Origin of the sequence: Pseudomonas sp. Je.1.5.c, from assembly GCF_051129895.1 — a bacterium.
GTDB lineage: Bacteria > Pseudomonadota > Gammaproteobacteria > Pseudomonadales > Pseudomonadaceae > Aquipseudomonas > Aquipseudomonas urmiensis.
Genome location: NZ_JBCPSP010000053.1, coordinates 1 through 17,220, shown reverse-complemented (window position 1 = coordinate 17,220; position 17,220 = coordinate 1). Strand labels below are relative to the sequence as shown.

14 protein-coding genes are annotated in these 17,220 nt (G+C 62.2%); 9 read left to right on the top strand and 5 right to left on the bottom strand.

The annotated features are described in order from the left end of the window. Nucleotides 1-17: 17 nt before the first annotated feature. The 5 genes from moaE to AAZU54_RS24625 form a co-directional block, all read right to left on the bottom strand. Nucleotides 18-467: a molybdopterin synthase catalytic subunit MoaE gene (gene moaE, locus AAZU54_RS24645; RefSeq protein WP_392469060.1), complete on the bottom strand. Its 450-nt coding sequence runs from the start codon at nucleotides 465-467 to the stop codon at nucleotides 18-20. 2 nt (nucleotides 468-469) lie between these two features. After that, nucleotides 470-715, bottom strand: coding sequence for a MoaD/ThiS family protein (locus AAZU54_RS24640; protein ID WP_186553829.1), 246 nt, complete (start codon nucleotides 713-715; stop codon nucleotides 470-472). Then, on the bottom strand, nucleotides 715-1,185 hold the full coding sequence (gene moaC / locus AAZU54_RS24635; protein ID WP_186553828.1) for a cyclic pyranopterin monophosphate synthase MoaC: 471 nt from the start codon (nucleotides 1,183-1,185) through the stop codon (nucleotides 715-717). Before moaC ends, AAZU54_RS24640 begins: the two co-directional genes overlap by 1 nt. Nucleotides 1,186-1,369: 184 nt before the next feature. Then, a complete protein-coding gene (locus tag AAZU54_RS24630; protein ID WP_186553827.1) occupies nucleotides 1,370-2,764 on the bottom strand; it encodes a PhoH family protein in 1,395 nt (464 codons plus the stop codon). Nucleotides 2,765-3,073: 309 nt separating this feature from the next. Then, complete coding sequence (locus tag AAZU54_RS24625; protein ID WP_434727784.1) at nucleotides 3,074-4,216, bottom strand: polysaccharide deacetylase family protein; 1,143 nt, start codon at nucleotides 4,214-4,216, stop codon at nucleotides 3,074-3,076. Nucleotides 4,217-4,361: 145 nt separating this feature from the next. On the opposite strand from AAZU54_RS24625, the gene yaaA reads away from it, so the two are divergent. From yaaA to AAZU54_RS24580, 9 genes are all read left to right on the top strand, one after another. Beyond that, the gene (yaaA, locus tag AAZU54_RS24620) at nucleotides 4,362-5,141 is read left to right on the top strand and encodes a peroxide stress protein YaaA (RefSeq protein ID WP_312153997.1); all 780 of its coding nucleotides are present in this window, start codon (nucleotides 4,362-4,364) and stop codon (nucleotides 5,139-5,141) included. Nucleotides 5,142-5,937: 796 nt separating this feature from the next. Further along, nucleotides 5,938-7,254: a nucleotide sugar dehydrogenase gene (locus AAZU54_RS24615; RefSeq protein WP_312153994.1), complete on the top strand. Its 1,317-nt coding sequence runs from the start codon at nucleotides 5,938-5,940 to the stop codon at nucleotides 7,252-7,254. 62 nt (nucleotides 7,255-7,316) lie between these two features. Further along, nucleotides 7,317-8,798: a glycosyltransferase family 2 protein gene (locus tag AAZU54_RS24610; RefSeq protein ID WP_186553821.1), complete on the top strand. Its 1,482-nt coding sequence runs from the start codon at nucleotides 7,317-7,319 to the stop codon at nucleotides 8,796-8,798. A gap of 37 nt (nucleotides 8,799-8,835) precedes the next feature. Further along, nucleotides 8,836-10,002: an alginate biosynthesis protein Alg44 gene (locus AAZU54_RS24605; protein WP_312156499.1), complete on the top strand. Its 1,167-nt coding sequence runs from the start codon at nucleotides 8,836-8,838 to the stop codon at nucleotides 10,000-10,002. A 12-nt stretch (nucleotides 10,003-10,014) separates the two neighbouring features. Continuing rightward, nucleotides 10,015-11,502, top strand: coding sequence for an alginate biosynthesis TPR repeat lipoprotein AlgK (gene algK, locus AAZU54_RS24600; protein WP_405130067.1), 1,488 nt, complete (start codon nucleotides 10,015-10,017; stop codon nucleotides 11,500-11,502). Beyond that, a complete protein-coding gene (locus AAZU54_RS24595; protein WP_186553818.1) occupies nucleotides 11,499-12,977 on the top strand; it encodes an alginate export family protein in 1,479 nt (492 codons plus the stop codon). Before algK ends, AAZU54_RS24595 begins: the two co-directional genes overlap by 4 nt. 17 nt (nucleotides 12,978-12,994) lie before the next feature. Further along, nucleotides 12,995-14,551: a mannuronan 5-epimerase AlgG gene (gene algG / locus AAZU54_RS24590; RefSeq protein WP_312154031.1), complete on the top strand. Its 1,557-nt coding sequence runs from the start codon at nucleotides 12,995-12,997 to the stop codon at nucleotides 14,549-14,551. 14 nt (nucleotides 14,552-14,565) lie between these two features. After that, nucleotides 14,566-16,008 (top strand): alginate O-acetyltransferase, encoded by a 1,443-nt coding sequence (locus tag AAZU54_RS24585; protein WP_186553816.1) that lies wholly within the window; start codon nucleotides 14,566-14,568, stop codon nucleotides 16,006-16,008. 8 nt (nucleotides 16,009-16,016) lie between these two features. Then, nucleotides 16,017-17,120, top strand: coding sequence for a mannuronate-specific alginate lyase (locus AAZU54_RS24580; RefSeq protein ID WP_186553815.1), 1,104 nt, complete (start codon nucleotides 16,017-16,019; stop codon nucleotides 17,118-17,120). Nucleotides 17,121-17,220: the final 100 nt, after the last annotated feature.

Sequence of the window (17,220 nt, the reverse complement as noted above, 5' to 3'; positions counted from 1 at the left end):
GACCCATTATCGATGGGTTATTGCCAGCGCTCGGCAGCATCCTGATCCGACTGCCTGCCCTCGACCCAGCGCGGCCCGTCCTGGGTGTTTTCCTTCTTCCAGAACGGCGCCCGGGTCTTCAGGTAATCCATGATGAAGTTGCAGGCATCGAATGCTGCCTGCCGATGCGCACTGGCCACACCGACGAACACGATCGGCTCGCCCGGCTCCAGCCCGCCAATACGATGCAGCACTTCGACCTTCAATAACGGCCAACGCTGCTCGGCCTCGACGACGATCTTGGCCAAAGCCTTCTCGGTCATGCCCGGATAATGCTCCAGGAACATCCCGGCCACATCCCGGCCATCGTTGAAATCGCGCACATAACCGACAAAGCCGACCACCGCCCCGACCCCGACATTGGCGGCATGCATGGCGTTGACCTCGGCGCCCGGATCGAACGCCTGCTCCTGCACTCGAACCGTCATGCTCAGCCTCCGGTCACCGGTGGGAAAAACGCCACTTCGTCGCCCTCCGCCAGCGGCTCGTCAAGCCGGCACAGGTCCTGGTTACGCGCGCACATCAGGTTCTGCTCGGCCAACACCTGGTAATCATCGCCCTTCGCCAACAAGGCATTGCGCACATCGGCAATCGCCGCGAAATCGCCTTCCAGCGGCTCGCCATCACGCCCCAGTTGCTCACGGTAGCGAGCGAAATACACCACTTGGACTTTCATCACGCCTGCACCTGATAGTGGCCGCTCTTGCCGCCGATTTTTTCCAAGAGGCGCACCTGCTCGATGACCATGCCCTTATCCACTGCCTTGCACATGTCGTAAATGGTCAGCGCGGCAACGCTGGCAGCAGTCAGTGCTTCCATCTCCACTCCGGTCTGCCCGGCCAGCTTGCAGCGGGCGACGATACGCACTGCATCGGTACCTTCGGCGCTGAGCTCGACCTTGACGCTGGTGAGCATCAGGGGATGGCAAAGCGGGATCAGGTCGCTGGTCTTTTTCGCCGCCTGGATACCGGCAATCCGCGCCACGGCGAACACATCGCCCTTGGGGTGCTCGCCGTCGACGATCATTTGCAGGGTCTGCGGCAACATGCGCACGCGCGCTTCGGCCACCGCTTCGCGTTCTGTCACGGCTTTTTCAGTGACGTCGACCATGTTGGCGCGCCCCTGGGAATCGAGATGAGTCAGCACTGCTCTGCTCCTGGGAAGGGAGCGATCAGTGTAAACCTGCCGGTCAGGTTTACGCAGCGAAAAAAGCTGGGCGGGTGGTGATTGTACCGGCCTCATCGCGGGGCAAGCCCGCTCCCACAGGAGCGGTGCAGCCCGGTAGGAGCGGGCTTGCCCCGCGATGAGGCCGCTACAGCCACCTATCTATCTACAGGTGCGACTCAGCGTACTCGGCCAGTACCGAACGAGGCACACCCTGCAGGGTGATGTGCACGCCATGCGGGAAGTCCTTGAAGCGCTCAGTCAAGTAGGTCAACCCAGAACTGGTCGCCGACAGGTAAGGCGTATCGATCTGCGCCAGGTTGCCCAGGCACACCACCTTGGACCCTGCCCCCGCGCGGGTGATGATGGTCTTCATCTGGTGCGGGGTAAGGTTCTGGCATTCATCGATCAGGATCAGGCTCTGCTGGAAGCTACGACCGCGAATGTAGTTCAGCGACTTGAACTGCAGCGGTACCCGCTCAAGGATGTACTCGACGCTGCCATGGGTGCTCTCATCATCCATGTGCAAGGCTTCAAGGTTGTCGGTGATCGCCCCCAGCCAAGGCTCCATCTTCTCCGCCTCGGTGCCTGGCAGGAAGCCAATCTCCTGGTCCAGCCCCTGCACGCTGCGGGTGGCGATGATGCGCCGGTAGCGCTTGCTGACCATGGTCTGTTCGATAGCCGCAGCCAACGCCAGGATGGTCTTGCCGGAACCGGCAGCGCCAGTCAGGTTGACCAGGTGAATATCCGGATCGAGCAAGGCGAACAGTGCCAGGCTCTGATGGATGTCACGCGGTTTCAGCCCCCAGGCCTCCTGGTGCAGCAGCGGCTCCTGGTGCAGGTCGAGCAATAGCAGCTCATCGTTACGGATGCCCTTGATCCAACCCACGAAGCCTTGCTCATCGATGATGAACTCGTTGACGTGCACCGCCGGCAGGTTGTCGGTCAGCTGCACCCGATGCCAGGTCCGGCCGCGCTCCTGGCGGGTCTCGACCTTGCTGACCCGGTCCCAGAACGATCCGCTGACCGAGTGATAGCCCTTGGACAACAAGGACACGTCGTCGACCAACTGGTCGGTGCTGTAGTCCTCGGCGGCAATCCCACAAGCGCGCGCCTTCAGGCGCATGTTGATGTCCTTGGTCACCAGCACCACGTCCAGATCGGAGCGTTTGGCGCGCAGTTCCAGGAGCTGGTTGATGATGATGTTGTCGGCCAGGTTCTCTGGCAGCAGGCGGTTGGGCTCGCTACGCGGGCTCATCAGGATGGACAAAAAACCTTTCGGTCCGCTCTTGCCACGCTGGATCGGCACGCCCTGTTCGACATCACTGGGCGAGGCGTCACCGAGGGTTTGATCGATCAGCCGGATCGCCTGGCGGCATTCGGCGGCGATGGTGTGTTTACCGGTCTTGAGCTTGTCGAGTTCCTCCAGCACCGTCATCGGAATGGCGACGTGGTGCTCCTCGAAGTTGAGCAATGCGTTGGGATCGTGAATCAGGACGTTGGTATCGAGCACATAGAGGATCGGCTGGGTGGAGGAAGGGTTGCGTCCATGGTCATCCATACTCGGGCACCTTGTGTCAGAACCACGCGGCGCGTAACCGCTGCGCCGCAGAGTGACGCCGTTCTCCCCGTATCCGCGTTGTTACGGGCGGGAAGCGCACCTGGCAAAGGAGGGTCTGGATGACGCCACCTGTGCTGCAGGAATCGGCTGTCTGGTTCTTTCATACCGCAAAAACCATGAACAAAAAAAGCTTTTTTACGTCCCGATGAAGTTTATTTTTCCGAATGGCTAACGCGCCTTGGCTGGCTGCCATCGGGGAACTAAAGTCAAAGATCAAGCCCTATGCTTTTCGCGGGGGTAGGTTGCCGCCTAGTGTGATGCAGGTGGGCCATCCTGGTGCACGTACGCCTGGCAATCTTCCCAGCCGATGCCACTTTGTCCGGTGTTGTGCAGCAGCCACTGCACCGCCTGCTGGGCCTTGGGCTGATTGTCGTGCAGTTGAATCACCCCCTTGCGCCACAACAGCATCAGGGTTACCACGCGCTGGGCGGATTGCTCGGCGGTCAAGGCTGTGTCATCCAGTGCATCGATATCCCACAGCGACACCTGCAGCCCCTGGCTGGCCATGAACGCCTCGCCATCGGCGCGGCGCTGGCCATAGGGCGGACGGAACAACGGCACGTACTGCTCGGGCAAATCCGCCTGGACCCGCGCCTGACTGCGGCGCAGCGAGTCTTGCCAGTCATGCCACTGCGCATGCGAGCGGTACTCCCACCCCTGAATGCCTACGCATTGCCCGGCATACAGCTCGCCGAGCGAACTGGCGGCGGCGTCGCGACGTTGTTGCAGGCGATTACCCAAGACAAAGAAGGTGCCGCCCAACTTCTGCCGGCGCAAATAGTCGGTCAGGCTGTCGGTGCTGCTGCCTTCGGCGCCAGGGCCACCGACGAAGGTCAGCAAGAACATCCGGTCATTGAGCTCATCGCCATTGCGCTCGCGGCTGGAGAGGCGCTCGATCTCGCTGCTGGTTTGCGGGAACAACGCTGCCTTGCGCAATTGCTCATCCAGATAGCGCACATGAAACTGCCGGCTCGGTTCGATCCAACCGGTATAGAACTCGCCGACATCAGCGTTGAACGTGGCGGCTTGTGTGCGAAGTTCGGCCATCGACTCGACCGGGTAGCAGAACGAGGCATCCTGCTCGCAACTGCGCTGGGCCTGCTGATAGTTCTGCCACAGCCGCTGCCACATCCGCGCCCTTACCGCACGAATCACTGTCAAGTTGACCTGCCTGAGCTTGAGCCGCGCAGCCAGCGCCGGCTCATCGAGCAACTCGCTCTCTTGCAACACCTGAGCAAACGACAAAATTTCCGCGCGCGAAGCGACATCGAACAGCGCCGGGCTGTCCAGTTGCTCGGGCCACAGGCTGCGGTCCAGGCTGGCTTGAATCGGTGGGGCGGCCTGCACGGCCAGGCTGAACCAGCCAGCCAGCAAGGCTAAGGCAATGCGCACGGTCGGACTCTCCGCAAATCCCGTTCAATCATGAGCCGCACTATAACGCGAGGCTCGCCGATGTTCTGTGACTATCGTCGGCATAGTTTGGACTTACCCCGGCCAGCCCGTAGAATCCGCCTCTACGATTCAAGGAGCCGACCTGATGCTGACGGTGATTTCCCCCGCCAAGACCCTCGATTACGACACCCCTGCGGTGACCCAGCGCTTCACCCTGCCGCAGTACCTGGACGACTCGCAGGAACTGATCACCCAGCTGCGTGAGCTGAGCCCTGCGCAAATCAGCGAGTTGATGCACCTGTCGGACAAACTCTCCGGCCTCAACGCCGCACGCTTCGGCAGCTGGACCCCAGACTTCACCCCAGCCAACGCCAAGCAGGCGCTGCTGGCGTTCAAGGGTGACGTGTACACCGGGCTCGACGCCGAAAGCCTCAGCGAAGACGACTTCAGCTATGCCCAGCAGCACCTGCGTATGCTCTCCGGCCTGTATGGCCTGCTGCGCCCGCTCGACTTGATGCAACCCTACCGCCTGGAGATGGGCACCAAGCTGGCCAACGCCCGCGGCAAAGACCTCTATGCATTCTGGGGCACGCGGATCAGCGAATGGCTGAACCAGGCCCTGGCCGAGCAAGGCGATGACGTGCTGCTCAACCTGGCCAGCAACGAGTACTTCAGCGCGGTCAAGCGCAACGCCTTGAATGCGCGGGTCATCAACGTCGACTTCAAGGACTGGAAAAACGGCCAGTACAAGATCATCAGCTTCTATGCCAAGAAGGCCCGGGGGATGATGAGCCGGTTCGTGATCCAGGAGCAGATCAACGATCCTGAGCAGCTCAAGCAGTTCGATGTGCAGGGGTACTACTACAGTGCCGAGCAGTCGAAGACGGATCATTTGGTGTTCTTGCGGGATAATCCTGAGGCCTGAAAAACGCTGGGCCGCTTTGCGGCCCCAGCGGCGGTCCGACGCGAAGGGCGGCACCGCCCCCTCACGTCACTCCTAATTCATATAGCTATCACGCCAAGATCCTGGCGCCAAAAACCCACCTCCTATACTGTTATCGCCAAACGCCATAAGACCGTTCGTACTTTTTTGACGAATTTTGAAAAAATTTTTCGGATACTGGCACAAAACTATCTCACCCCGTTTTCGCCCTTTATATATAGGGATGGCACTCGCCAGTGCCATCAGTATGAAAGTATTTACGCCTGAAAAAATATTTAGAAATCATTCATTCTGCACGAACCCCCTCAGGAACTTCTGCTAGCCGCGGTCGCTCATAGCACCCGTAACGATTCACGAGCGTTGAACGTGAGAGATGACTTACAGATGACAACGGCAGGTATCTACACCCGCCCAGGAAAGTTCGACAGCGGCAATGGCACGCGCCACTAAGCCCTGTCACACGGAGGATAGACGCGCCCCCTTTAATCGTCCTAGTGGTTGATTTCAAAGGATTTATTCACTTGAAAAAACAAGCACAGCAGTTCGCCAAGTAGCGTTCTGCATTTAAGACGGCTGCATTTCAGGGCACGCCTTTTAATTATCGGCCTTTGACTGCCATTTAAGAGTGCACAACTTTTTGCACTCCGGATTTATTCATGCCTGCGTTCGGTGAAGTGTCTTTTCGCCATGGATCCGTGCGCCCGAATACTGCTGGTTAATCAACCCGGTCGGCTCTTCCGCTGAAGGGCTGGCGTGATAAACACACGAGGTGAATGCGATGCGTATCAGCATCTTTGGTTTGGGTTATGTGGGTGCAGTCTGTGCAGGTTGCCTGTCGGCACGGGGCCATGAAGTGATTGGTGTGGACGTGTCCGCCACCAAGATCGACCTGATCAACAAGGGCAAGTCGCCCATCGTCGAACCGGGTCTGGAAGAACTGCTGCAGCAAGGCCTGGCCAATGGCCGCCTGCGTGGCACCACCGACTTCGCCGAGGCCATCCGTGCCAGCGACGTGTCGATGATCTGCGTCGGCACGCCGAGCAAGAAAAACGGCGACCTGGGCCTTGAGTACATCGAGTCGGTGTGCCGCGAGATCGGCTACGTGCTGCGTGACACCACCCGCCGCCACACCATCGTGGTGCGCAGCACCGTGTTGCCAGGCACCGTCAAGAACGTGGTAATCCCAATCCTGGAAGACTGCTCGGGCAAGAAAGCCGGGGTCGACTTCGGTGTGGCGGTCAACCCTGAGTTCCTGCGTGAAAGCACCGCGATCAAGGACTACGACCACCCACCAATGACCGTCATCGGCGAACTGGACAAGGCCAGCGGCGACGTTCTGCAAGCGCTGTACGAAGAGCTCGACGCCCCGGTGATCCGCAAGGACATCGCCGTGGCCGAGATGATCAAGTACACCTGCAACGTCTGGCACGCGACCAAGGTCACCTTCGCCAACGAGATCGGCAACATCGCCAAGGCGGTCGGCGTCGATGGTCGTGAAGTGATGGATGTGGTCTGCCAGGACAAAGTCCTCAACCTGTCGCAGTACTACATGCGCCCAGGCTTCGCCTTCGGCGGCTCGTGCCTGCCCAAGGACGTGCGCGCCCTCACCTACCGCGCCTCCAGCCTGGATGTGAAAGCGCCGCTGCTCGACTCGCTGATGCGCAGTAACGAATCGCAGGTGCAGAACGCCTTCGACATCATCGAAAGCCACGACAAACGCAAGATCGCCCTGCTTGGCCTGAGCTTCAAGGCCGGCACCGACGACCTGCGCGAGAGCCCCCTGGTCGAGCTGGCCGAGCGCCTGATCGGCAAGGGCTACGAGCTCAACATCTACGACCAGAACGTCGAGTACGCCCGTGTCCACGGCGCCAACAAAGACTACATCGAGTCGAAGATCCCGCACGTGTCCTCGCTGCTCAACGCCAACTTCGAGCAAGTGGTCAACGACGCCGAGATCATCATCCTGGGCAACCGCGACGAGCAGTTCCGCGCCTTGGCTGACCGTGCCCCGGAAGGCAAGCAAGTGATCGACCTGGTCGGTTTCATGAACAAGTCGACCTGCTCCACCAGCCGCACCGAAGGCATCTGCTGGTAAGCCAGCCTGACGCGGGGCCGCAAGGCCCCGCTCTTCACTGAATTTCGCGACGGATGCCGAACATGCAAAGGTTCCAGACAGTGCTGTTGCAGTGCGCCGGGTGGCTGCTCTACATGAGCCTGCTCATGTTGATCGCCCTGGCCCTGCCCAGCGACATCTTCGACTCGCAGTCGAAGCACTTCATCTTCCTGGTCGGCGCTGTCGGCATCTGGCGCTACTCGATGGGCGCCACCCATTTCATCCGCGGCATGATCTTCCTGTACGGCGTCTACCCGTACCTGCGCAACAAAGTGCGCAAGCTGGGTAAGGCCGCGGACCCGTCCCACGTGTACCTGATGGTCACCAGTTTTCGCATCGATGCGCTGACCACCGCCCAGGTCTACAGCTCGGTGATCCGCGAAGCGATCAACTGCGGCTACCCGACCACTGTGGTCTGCTCGCTGGTGGAGAAGTGCGACGAACTGCTGGTGAAAAGCCTGTGGGCCAAATACAACCCGCCTGAACACGTCACCCTCGATTTCGTGCGCATCGCCGGTACCGGCAAGCGCGATGGCCTGGCCTTTGGCTTCCGCGCCATCTCGCGAATGATGCCCGACCAGCACGCGGTGGTGGCGGTGATCGATGGCGACACCGTGCTCGGCGAGGGCGTGGTGCGCAAGACCGTGCCCTGGTTCAAGCTGTTCCCCAATGTCGGTGGCCTGACCACCAACGAATTCTGCGAAGTGCGCGGCGGCTACATCATGAGCGAGTGGCACAAGCTGCGCTTCGCCCAGCGCCACATCAACATGTGCTCGATGGCCCTGTCCAAGCGCGTGCTGACCATGACCGGGCGGATGTCGATGTTCCGCGCCAGCGTGGTGACCAACCCCGAGTTCATCGCCGACGTCGAGAGCGACTCGCTGATGCACTGGCGCCTGGGCCGCTTCAAGTTCCTCACCGGCGACGACAAGTCGAGCTGGTTCAGCCTGATGCGCCTGGGCTACGACACCTTCTATGTGCCGGATGCGGCGATCAACACGGTCGAGCACCCGCCGGAAAAAAGCTTCCTCAAGGCCAGCCGCAAACTCATGTACCGCTGGTACGGCAACAACCTGCGGCAGAACTCGCGCGCCTTGGGCCTGGGCCTCAAGCGCCTGGGGCTGTTCACCAGCGTGGTGCTGTTCGACCAGCGCGTGTCGATGTGGACCAGCCTGCTCGGCCTGACCGTCGCGGTGATCGCCAGCCTCAAGTTCGGCATGGCCTTCCTGCTGGTGTACCTGCTGTGGATCGGCATCACCCGGCTGATCCTGACCATCATGCTGCTGTGCTCGGGTCACAGCGTGGGTCCGGCCTATCCAGTGATTCTCTATTACAACCAGATCGTCGGCGCGTTGATGAAGATCTACGTGTTCTTCCGCCTCGACAAGCAGTCCTGGACCCGCCAGCCCACTGCCCTCAAGCGTGACCTTGCCAGCTTTCAACAATGGTTCAACACCTGGTCCTCCCGCACCATGACCTTCTCGGCCGCGAGCATCTTCGTCGCCGTGCTGTTCATGGTCGTGTGAGCCACCCCGGATCGGATACAACAGGAACGAAATCGCCATGAATACCGCCGTGAACGTCAATGTCGTGCATGAGTCCGAAGCCCAGCGCCAGCACGCCCGGGTCCGCATCCCCGCCAAGCTGCGCTACCTGGATGGCAATCGCGAGCCACAAGAGGTCAAGGTCGACGATCTCTCCGCTGGGGGCCTGTCCTTCCATGCCAAGCGCCCGCTGCCGATCGGCGATGTGCTGCGCGGTCGCCTGCAGTTCGTGGTCGACAACCTCGGCCTGTCGATGGATATCGAATTCCTCGTGCGTGCCAGCGACCCCGCCACCGGCCGTACCGGCGCCGAGTTCCAGAACCTGGAACCGCGTGACATCGCCACCCTGCGCCACATCATCACCTCGCACCTGTCCGGTGAACTGATCACCGCCGGTGACGTGCTCAGTACCTTGCAGCGCGACAACTTCACCAAGGCGCGCAAGCAGAAAGACGGCGGCTCGGGCCTGAGCGCCTTCGGCCGCCTGCGCGCCGTGACCGTGACCCTCGGCGTGTTCGTGGTGGGTATCGCCGCCTTCGGCTTCGTCGCCAAGTCGCTGTATGGCATGTACTTCGTCAGCCATGCCGAAGCCGGTGTGGTCGCAGTGCCGACCACCACCGTCACCATGCCGCGCGATGGCACCGTCAAAAGCCTGGTGGAGAGCGGCGGCCAAGTGGTCAAGGGCGCGCCGCTGGCAAGCTTCAGCACCAGCATGCTGGACATGCTCAAGGGCCATCTGGACGACGCGCAATTGGAGCCGGCCAAAGTCGAGGAACTGTTCGGCAAGCAGCTCGCTGGCACCCTCACCAGCCCCTGCGACTGCGTGGTTGCCCAGCAACTGGTGGACGACGACCAGTACGCCAGCAAAGGCCAGCCGATCTTCCAGCTGATCCCCCGCACCACCAACCCGATGATCGAGGCGCGCTTCAGCTATCGCCAGTTCGACGAGGTCAAGCCAGGCACCCGGGTCAACTTCCAGATCGCCGGCGAAGACGAAGTACGCACGGGCCAGATCGTCAGCAGCGCCAGCCTCAACAGCGCAGACCTGGCCTCCGACATCCGCGTGCAGATCAAGCCAGACGGCGCGCTGCCTGCTGAACTGGCCGGTCGCCCAGCGTCGGTCAACAGCGACCGCGGTCCGTCGCTGAACTGGCTGATCGACAAAGCCGTCGCCCGTGGGCTTTAAGAGGATCTGACCATGACCCTCCAGCATACGAACTTCGTGGGAGCGAGCTTGCCTCGCGACAGCGCCCGAGCAGGCGACCGTCATCGCGGGGCAAGCCCACTCCCACGCACTGCGACGTTGCTCGCCATCGCCATCACTTTGGCCGGCTGCGCGGGCCTGCCCGACCAGCGCCTGGCCAACGAAGCGATGAAGCGTGGCGACACCGCCACCGCCGAGCGCAACTACAAGGCCCTGGCCGACCTCGGCTACAGCGACGCCCAAGTGGGCCTAGCCGACATCAAGGTCGCCTCCCGCGACCCCGCCCAGCTCAAGGAGGCCGAGGCCACCTACCGCGACGCCGCTGCCACTTCGCCGCGTGCCCAGGCGCGCCTTGGCCGCCTGCTGGTGGCCAAGCCCGACAGCACCCAGGCTGAACGCGAAGAAGCCGAGACCCTGCTCAAGCTCGCCGCCAAGCAAGGCGAAGGCAACACCCTGATCCCGCTGGCGATGCTCTACCTGCAATACCCGCAGAGCTTCCCCAACGTCAACGCGCAACAGCAGATCGAGCAATGGCGCGCCGCCGGCCAGCCGGAAGCGGGCCTGGCGCAGATCCTGCTCTACCGCACCCAGGGCACCTACGACCAGCACCTGGATGACGTCGAGAACATCTGCAAGGCCGCAATCAACAGCACCGACATCTGCTACGTCGAGCTGGCCACCGTCTACCAGAAACGCAACCAGGCCGACCAGCGCAACGCCCTGCTCGAGCAGCTCAAGGCCGGCTATGCCCGCGGCACTGTGCCGGCTACCCGGGTCGACAGCGTCGCCCGCGTGCTGGCTGATCGCAACCTCGGCCAAACCGATGAGAAGACCGCCAAGGAGCTGCTCGAACACGTGGCCCCGGTCAACCCAGCCTCCTGGGTCAGCCTCGCCCAGCTGCTGTACGACTTCCCCGAACTGGGTGACACCGAACAGTTGCTGGCCTACATCGAAAAGGGCCGCGCCGCCGAACAGCCACGCGCCGAACTGCTGCTGGGCCGCCTCTACTACGAAGGCAAGACCCTGCCGGCCGATGCCGAGAAAGCCCAAACCCACTTGCAGGCCGCAGCCGATGCCGGCGAGATCAGCGCCCACTACTACCTCGGCCAGCTCTATCGCCGGGGCTATCTGGGCCAGGTCGAGCCACAGAAGGCCGTCGACCACCTGCTCAGCGCCGCTCGCGGCGGTCAGCTCAGCGCCGACTACGCCTTGGCCCAGCTGTACAGCGAAGGCCACGGCATTCGCCAGAATCCGGGCAATGCCTGGGTGTTCGCCCAGTTGGCCCAGGCCAACCCCACCGAACAGTCCAGCGCCATGCTGCAACAACTCGATCAGCAACTGACGCCTGACCAGCGCAGCCAGGCCGAGCGCCTGCTGGCGCAGGAGAAGCAGGCGCGCGGCAGCATGGCCCAGGGCGCCAACAGCGTCATGGCCATCGAAGCCCTGCAAGACGATGAAGACGCCGAGGACGCCTCCCTATGACGCTCAACCCTTTCGTGAAAGCCGGTATCGGCCTGAGCTTCGCCCTGCTGTGGTCGTGCCCGACCCTGGCTGACATGACTGCGCAGAAGAACTTCGGCCTGGAAGTGAAAGTCACTGCTCAATCCGAAGACGACCGCGACCTGGGCACCCGCTCCGGCGGTGACGTCAACGGCCTGGGCCTGGACCTGCGCCCCTGGGTATATGGCGAGCGCGGTAACTGGAACGCCTACGCCATGGGCCAGGCGGTGACCGCCACCGACATCATCGAGACCGACACCCTGCGCGCCTCGGACGATGGCAGCGCCATCGATACCGGCGACGACAGCCGCCAGCCCGACAAAAGCTACCTGGCCCTGCGCGAGTTCTGGGTCGGCTACAACGGCTTCACGCCCTACCCCGGCGAATACCTGCGCTTTGGCCGGCAACGCCTGCGCAACGACGACGGCATGTGGCGCGACACCAATATCGAGGCGCTGAACTGGACCTTCGACACCACCCTGCTCAAGGCCGATGTCGGCGTTGCCCAGCGCTTCAGCGAATACCGCACCGACCTGACTGAGCTGGCCGCCGAAGACGAAGACCGCACGCACGTCTACGGCAACGTCGCCGCGCAGTGGACGCCAGGTCACTGGGTTGGCCTGCGCGCCCATCACACCCATGACAGCGGCAGCCTGAACAAACCCGGCGAGACCATCGACACCCTCGACAAGACCCGCACTGGCGATCTCACCTGGCTTGGCCTTGAGGCCAACAGCGATGCCTACAACTGGCGCAACGACCACACCGTCAACTACTGGGGCAGCCTGACCTGGCTGACCGGCGATCGCGACAAGCTCAGCAGCGAGACGCGCAATGGCGAGCAAGTGGTTACCGGCAAGCAGAGCGGTGACGTCAACGCCTGGGCCACCGACCTGGGTATCCGCCTGCGCCTGGACCCCAACTGGCAGGTCGGCGCCGCCTATGCCCGCGGCAGCGGCGGGGGTGGCAGCGACGGCTCGAACAACTTCGAACAGACCGGCCTTGAGAGCAATCGCTCCAACTTCACCGGCACCCGTTCGCGCGTCCACCGCTTCGGCGAGGCCTTCCGTGGCGAGCTGGGCAACTTGCAGGCAGCCACCCTGTTCGCCTCCTGGCAGCTGCGCGAGGACTACGACGCAAGCTTCATCTACCACAAGTTCTGGCGCGTCGATGACCAACAGAACATCGGCTCCAGCGGCATCAATGCGGTGGTCGAGGACAACGGCGTCAACCGCCCGCTGATCAGCGGCGAGAAGGACCTGGGCCAAGAGATGGACGTGGTCGTCACCAAGTACTTCAAGCAAGGCTTGCTGCCGGCTTCGCTGAGCCAGTCGATCGACGAACCGTCGGCCCTGGTACGCCTGCGCGCGGGTGTCTTCAAGCCGGGTGACGCCTATGGCAAAGAAGCCGATTCGTACATGCACCGCGCCTTTGTCGACGTGATCTGGCGCTTCTGAGCCGGGAGAGGAAAGCTATGAACCTGCACCCGCATCTTCGCCACAGTCTGCTCGCCAGCGCCTTGCTGCTGGCCGCAGGCATGGTCCAGGCCGCCGAGCCGGAAATGGCCAAAGGTCTGCAGCAGGCCAAGACCTACACGGTATCCAGTGCGCCGGTCGAGCCGCTGCACATGGATCCGCCCAAGCTGCCCGATCTTTCCGGCTATACCGCGCAAGCGGTGCAAAAGAAGATCGATCGCAGCCGCAAGGGCAAGGTCAGCGTGCGCCGCATGCTCCAGGAAGAGTCGCTCAAGGAGTTCATCGGCGGCGACAACAAGGCCGCCGAATGGGTCCAGCGCCAGCACGGCATTCCCCAGGCGATCTTCGTCGATGACGGGCATGTCGACATGGCGCAGCTGAGCAAGCAGGTGCCTGACCAGTATCTGCGCGAAGTCTCGCCTGGGGTGTTCCTTGCCCGCCTGCCGATCGTGGTCGGACAGAAGGGCATCCTTGAGATCGACGGCAAGGTCAAGGAGCTGCGCCTGTCGCAAGAGGGCGGCTCGTTCCTGGTCAACGACGGCAAGCTGTTCGTCAGCGACACCCAGGTCACCGGCTGGCGCGAGAAGGACAACGGCCCATCGACCTTCCGCTCGCCCAAGGAATTTCGCCCCTTCTTGCTGTCGTGGGGTGGCACCGAGACCTACATCGTCAACAGCAAGATGGCCAGCTTCGGCTACGCCAAGTCCAAGTCGTATGGCGTGAGCATCTCGCAGTACACGCCGAACATGGCCAAGCGCATGGGCCGCCCGGAACCGACCGGCTGGATCATCGGCTCCGAGTTCAGCGACATGTGGTACGGCTTCTATTGCTACGAGACCAGCGACTTCGTGGTCAAGGACAGCACCTACCGCGACAACATCGTCTACGGCATCGACCCACACGACCGCTCGCACCGGCTGATCATCGCTGGCAACACCGTGTACGGCACCAAGAAGAAGCACGGCATCATCGTTTCGCGTGAGGTCAACGACAGCTGGATCATCAACAACAAGAGCTACGACAACAAGCTCTCCGGGGTAGTGATCGACCGTAACAGCGTCAACAACCTGATCGCCTACAACGAGATCTACCGCAACCATACCGACGGCATCACCTTGTACGAAAGCGGCGACAACCTGATCTGGGGCAACAAGCTGATCAACAACCGTCGCCACGGCATTCGCGTGCGTAACAGCGTCAACATCCGCCTGTATGAAAACGTCGCCATGGCCAACGGCCTGGTCGGGGTCTACGGGCACATCAAGGACCTGTCCGACACTGACCGCGACATCGCCCTTGACCCGTTCGATACCAAGGTCTCGTTGATCGTCGTCGGCGGTGAGCTGGCGGCCAATGGTTCCGGGCCTTTGTCGATCGACTCGCCGCTGTCGGTCGAGCTGTACAAGGTGTCCATGCTCGCCCCGCGCAAAGCCAGCGGCATCAGCCTCAATGGCGTGCTTGGCGAGCGCCAGGACGAAATCCTCGACCTGCTGGTACGCCAGCAGAAGGCCGTGCTGATCGACCCGGTCGAACGCCAGACCGAAATGATCGATTAAGGAAAGCCAAGACCATGACGACCCCACATCTGATGAAACTGCTCGGTCTGTCCGCCGCCCTGCTGGCGATCAGCCAAGGCGTGCGCGCCGAAGACGTGCAAGCGCCAAGCTTCAGCGCCGAGCCCTGCTGCCAGCTGTGCCCAGAAGCACATGACGCCAGCCGCTACACCACTCGCTACCAGCAGAACTTCACCACCCTGGTGCAGGCGCAAGGCGACTGGCTGTTCCGAACCCGCGAAGACCTGCGCACCGAGTTCACCACCACTGCCGCCGGCTACAAGCGCTTGCAGCAGGTACACGACGCGTTCAAGAAACGCGGCGTTGAACTGGTGGTGGTGTACCAGCCAACCCGTGGCCTGGTGAACCGCAACATGCTCAACCCGCAAGAGAAAGCCGCCTTCGACTACCAGAAGGCGCTGGGTAACTACCAGGCCATGCTGCAGCGCTTCGCCAAGATGGGCTACAGCGTGCCGGACCTGTCGCCGCTGACCAACGAGCAACTGGCCGCCGCCGACCAGGGCAAGGACTTCTACTTCCGCGGCGACCAGCACTGGACCCCGTATGGCGCCGAGCGCGCAGCGAAGATCGTCGCCGATACGGTGCACAAGATGCCCGCCTTCGAGGGCATCCCGCGCAAGGAATTCGAAACTCACAAATCCGGGCGCATGGGCAAGACCGGCACCCTGCACAACGTCGCCGGCCAGCTCTGTGGCACCAGCTATGCGGTGCAGTACATGGACCAGTTCGCCACTGAGCCGAAGGGTTCGAGCGGCGGCGACGACCTGTTCGGTGACAGCGGCAACGCCGAGATCACCCTGGTCGGCACCAGCCACAGCGGCAAGAACTACAACTTCTCGGGCTTCCTGCAGCAGTACATCGGCGCCGACGTGCTCAACGTCGCCTTCCCTGGTGGCGGCCTGGAAGGGGCGATGATCCAGTACCTGGGCAGCGAAGAGTTCCAGAAAAACCCACCGAAGATCCTCATCTGGGAGTTCTCGCCGCTGTATCGCCTGGACCAGGAAACCATCTGGCGGCAGATCCTCGGCCTGCTCGACGATGGCTGCGACGATCGCCCGGCGCAGATGAGCGCCAGCGCCACCCTCAAGCCCGGCAAGAACGAGCTGATGGTCAACGGCAAGGGCGGCGTGATCAAGGATCTGGTCAACCGCAACCTGCAGATGGACATCAAGTTCGAGGACACCTCGGTCAAGGTTCTGCAGGCCACCTTGTGGTACCTCAACGGCCGTCATGAAGACATCAAGATCGAGAAACCGGAAACCTCCGACACCGACGGGCGTTTCGTCTTCCAACTGCGTGAAGACGAAGACTGGGCCAGCCAGAACCTGCTGGCGCTGGAAGTCCAGGGGCCAGAACAAGGCACCCAGAAGGTCGAGGCCAAGCTGTGCAAACGCAACAACTTCGCCAGCCCCGCGCACACCGCGCAAGCTGGCCAGTGAGGCGAACCATGACCAACACTCGCACCATCACCGCCCCCGCCCTGCTCGCCCTGGCGCTGTTTGGCAGTGCCGCGCATGCCGCGTTGGTGCCGCCCCAGGGTTACTACGCCGGGATCGAGCAGATCAAGACCACCGACGGCAAGTTCCAGTGTGAAGCGGCGCCCAAGCCCTACACCGGTGCGCTGCAATTTCGCAGCAAGTACGAAGGCTCGGACAAGGCCCGGGCGACGCTCAACCTGGCGTCGGAAAAAGCCTTCCGCAGTTCCACCCAGGACATCACCACGCTGGAGCGCGGCATCAGCAAGATGGTCGGTCAGTACATGCGTGACGGCCGCCCGGCCCAGCTCGATTGTGCACTGAGCTGGCTCGGCACGTGGGCGCGCGCCGATGCCTTGATGTCGACCGACTACAACCACACCGGCAAGTCCATGCGCAAATGGGCGCTGGGCAGCATGAGTGGTTCGTGGTTGCGTCTTAAGTTCTCCAACTCCCAGCCACTGGCCGCGCACCAGGCCGAGGCCGAACTGATCGAGAAGTGGTTCGCCCGCCTCGCCGAACAGACCGTGCGCGACTGGAGCGACCTGCCGCTGGAGAAGATCAACAACCACAGCTACTGGGCGGCCTGGTCGGTCATGGCCACCGCCGTGGCCACTGACCGCCGCGACCTGTTCGACTGGGCGGTGAAGGAATACAAGGTCGGCGCCAACCAGATCGATGAGCAGGGCTTCTTGCCCAACGAGCTCAAGCGCAAGCAGCGCGCGCTGGCCTATCACAACTACGCCCTGCCGCCACTGGCGATGATCGCCAGTTTCGCCCAGGTCAATGGTGTCGACCTGCGCGGTGAGAACAACAACGCCTTGCAGCGCCTGGGCCAGAAAGTCTTGGCCGGGGCGAAGGATCCGAGTGCGTTCAAGCGCCGCAATGGTGAGAAGCAGGACATGAAAGACCTCAAGGTCGACAGCAAGTATTCCTGGCTCGAACCCTATTGCAGCCTCTACGCCTGCAACGGCGACACCTTGCAGCGCAAACGGGGCATGCAGCCGTTCGACAGTTTCCGCCTCGGCGGCAACCTGACCCGGGTCTACGACCCGAGCGCAGAAAGCAAGAAGTAACACATATGTGAAAGTGAACTGCGTGGGAGCGGGCTTGCCCCGCGATAGCGTCGGCAGGCGCAGCGGTGTTGTCGCCATTGACGCTATCGCGGGGCAAGCC

What these genes read in the sequence shown, in the direction of transcription:
- AAZU54_RS24595 (WP_186553818.1), top strand. Translation starts at nt 11,499, where the DNA reads ATGACGCTCAACCCTTTCGTGAAAGCCGGTATCGGCCTGAGCTTCGCC.
- AAZU54_RS24585 (WP_186553816.1), top strand. Translation starts at nt 14,566, where the DNA reads ATGACGACCCCACATCTGATGAAACTGCTCGGTCTGTCCGCCGCCCTG.
- algK (WP_405130067.1), top strand. Translation starts at nt 10,015, where the DNA reads ATGACCCTCCAGCATACGAACTTCGTGGGAGCGAGCTTGCCTCGCGAC.
- AAZU54_RS24605 (WP_312156499.1), top strand. Translation starts at nt 8,836, where the DNA reads ATGAATACCGCCGTGAACGTCAATGTCGTGCATGAGTCCGAAGCCCAG.
- yaaA (WP_312153997.1), top strand. Translation starts at nt 4,362, where the DNA reads ATGCTGACGGTGATTTCCCCCGCCAAGACCCTCGATTACGACACCCCT.
- AAZU54_RS24615 (WP_312153994.1), top strand. Translation starts at nt 5,938, where the DNA reads ATGCGTATCAGCATCTTTGGTTTGGGTTATGTGGGTGCAGTCTGTGCA.
- AAZU54_RS24580 (WP_186553815.1), top strand. Translation starts at nt 16,017, where the DNA reads ATGACCAACACTCGCACCATCACCGCCCCCGCCCTGCTCGCCCTGGCG.
- AAZU54_RS24630 (WP_186553827.1), bottom strand. Translation starts at nt 2,764, where the DNA reads ATGGATGACCATGGACGCAACCCTTCCTCCACCCAGCCGATCCTCTAT.
- AAZU54_RS24610 (WP_186553821.1), top strand. Translation starts at nt 7,317, where the DNA reads ATGCAAAGGTTCCAGACAGTGCTGTTGCAGTGCGCCGGGTGGCTGCTC.
- AAZU54_RS24640 (WP_186553829.1), bottom strand. Translation starts at nt 715, where the DNA reads ATGAAAGTCCAAGTGGTGTATTTCGCTCGCTACCGTGAGCAACTGGGG.
- moaE (WP_392469060.1), bottom strand. Translation starts at nt 467, where the DNA reads ATGACGGTTCGAGTGCAGGAGCAGGCGTTCGATCCGGGCGCCGAGGTC.
- algG (WP_312154031.1), top strand. Translation starts at nt 12,995, where the DNA reads ATGAACCTGCACCCGCATCTTCGCCACAGTCTGCTCGCCAGCGCCTTG.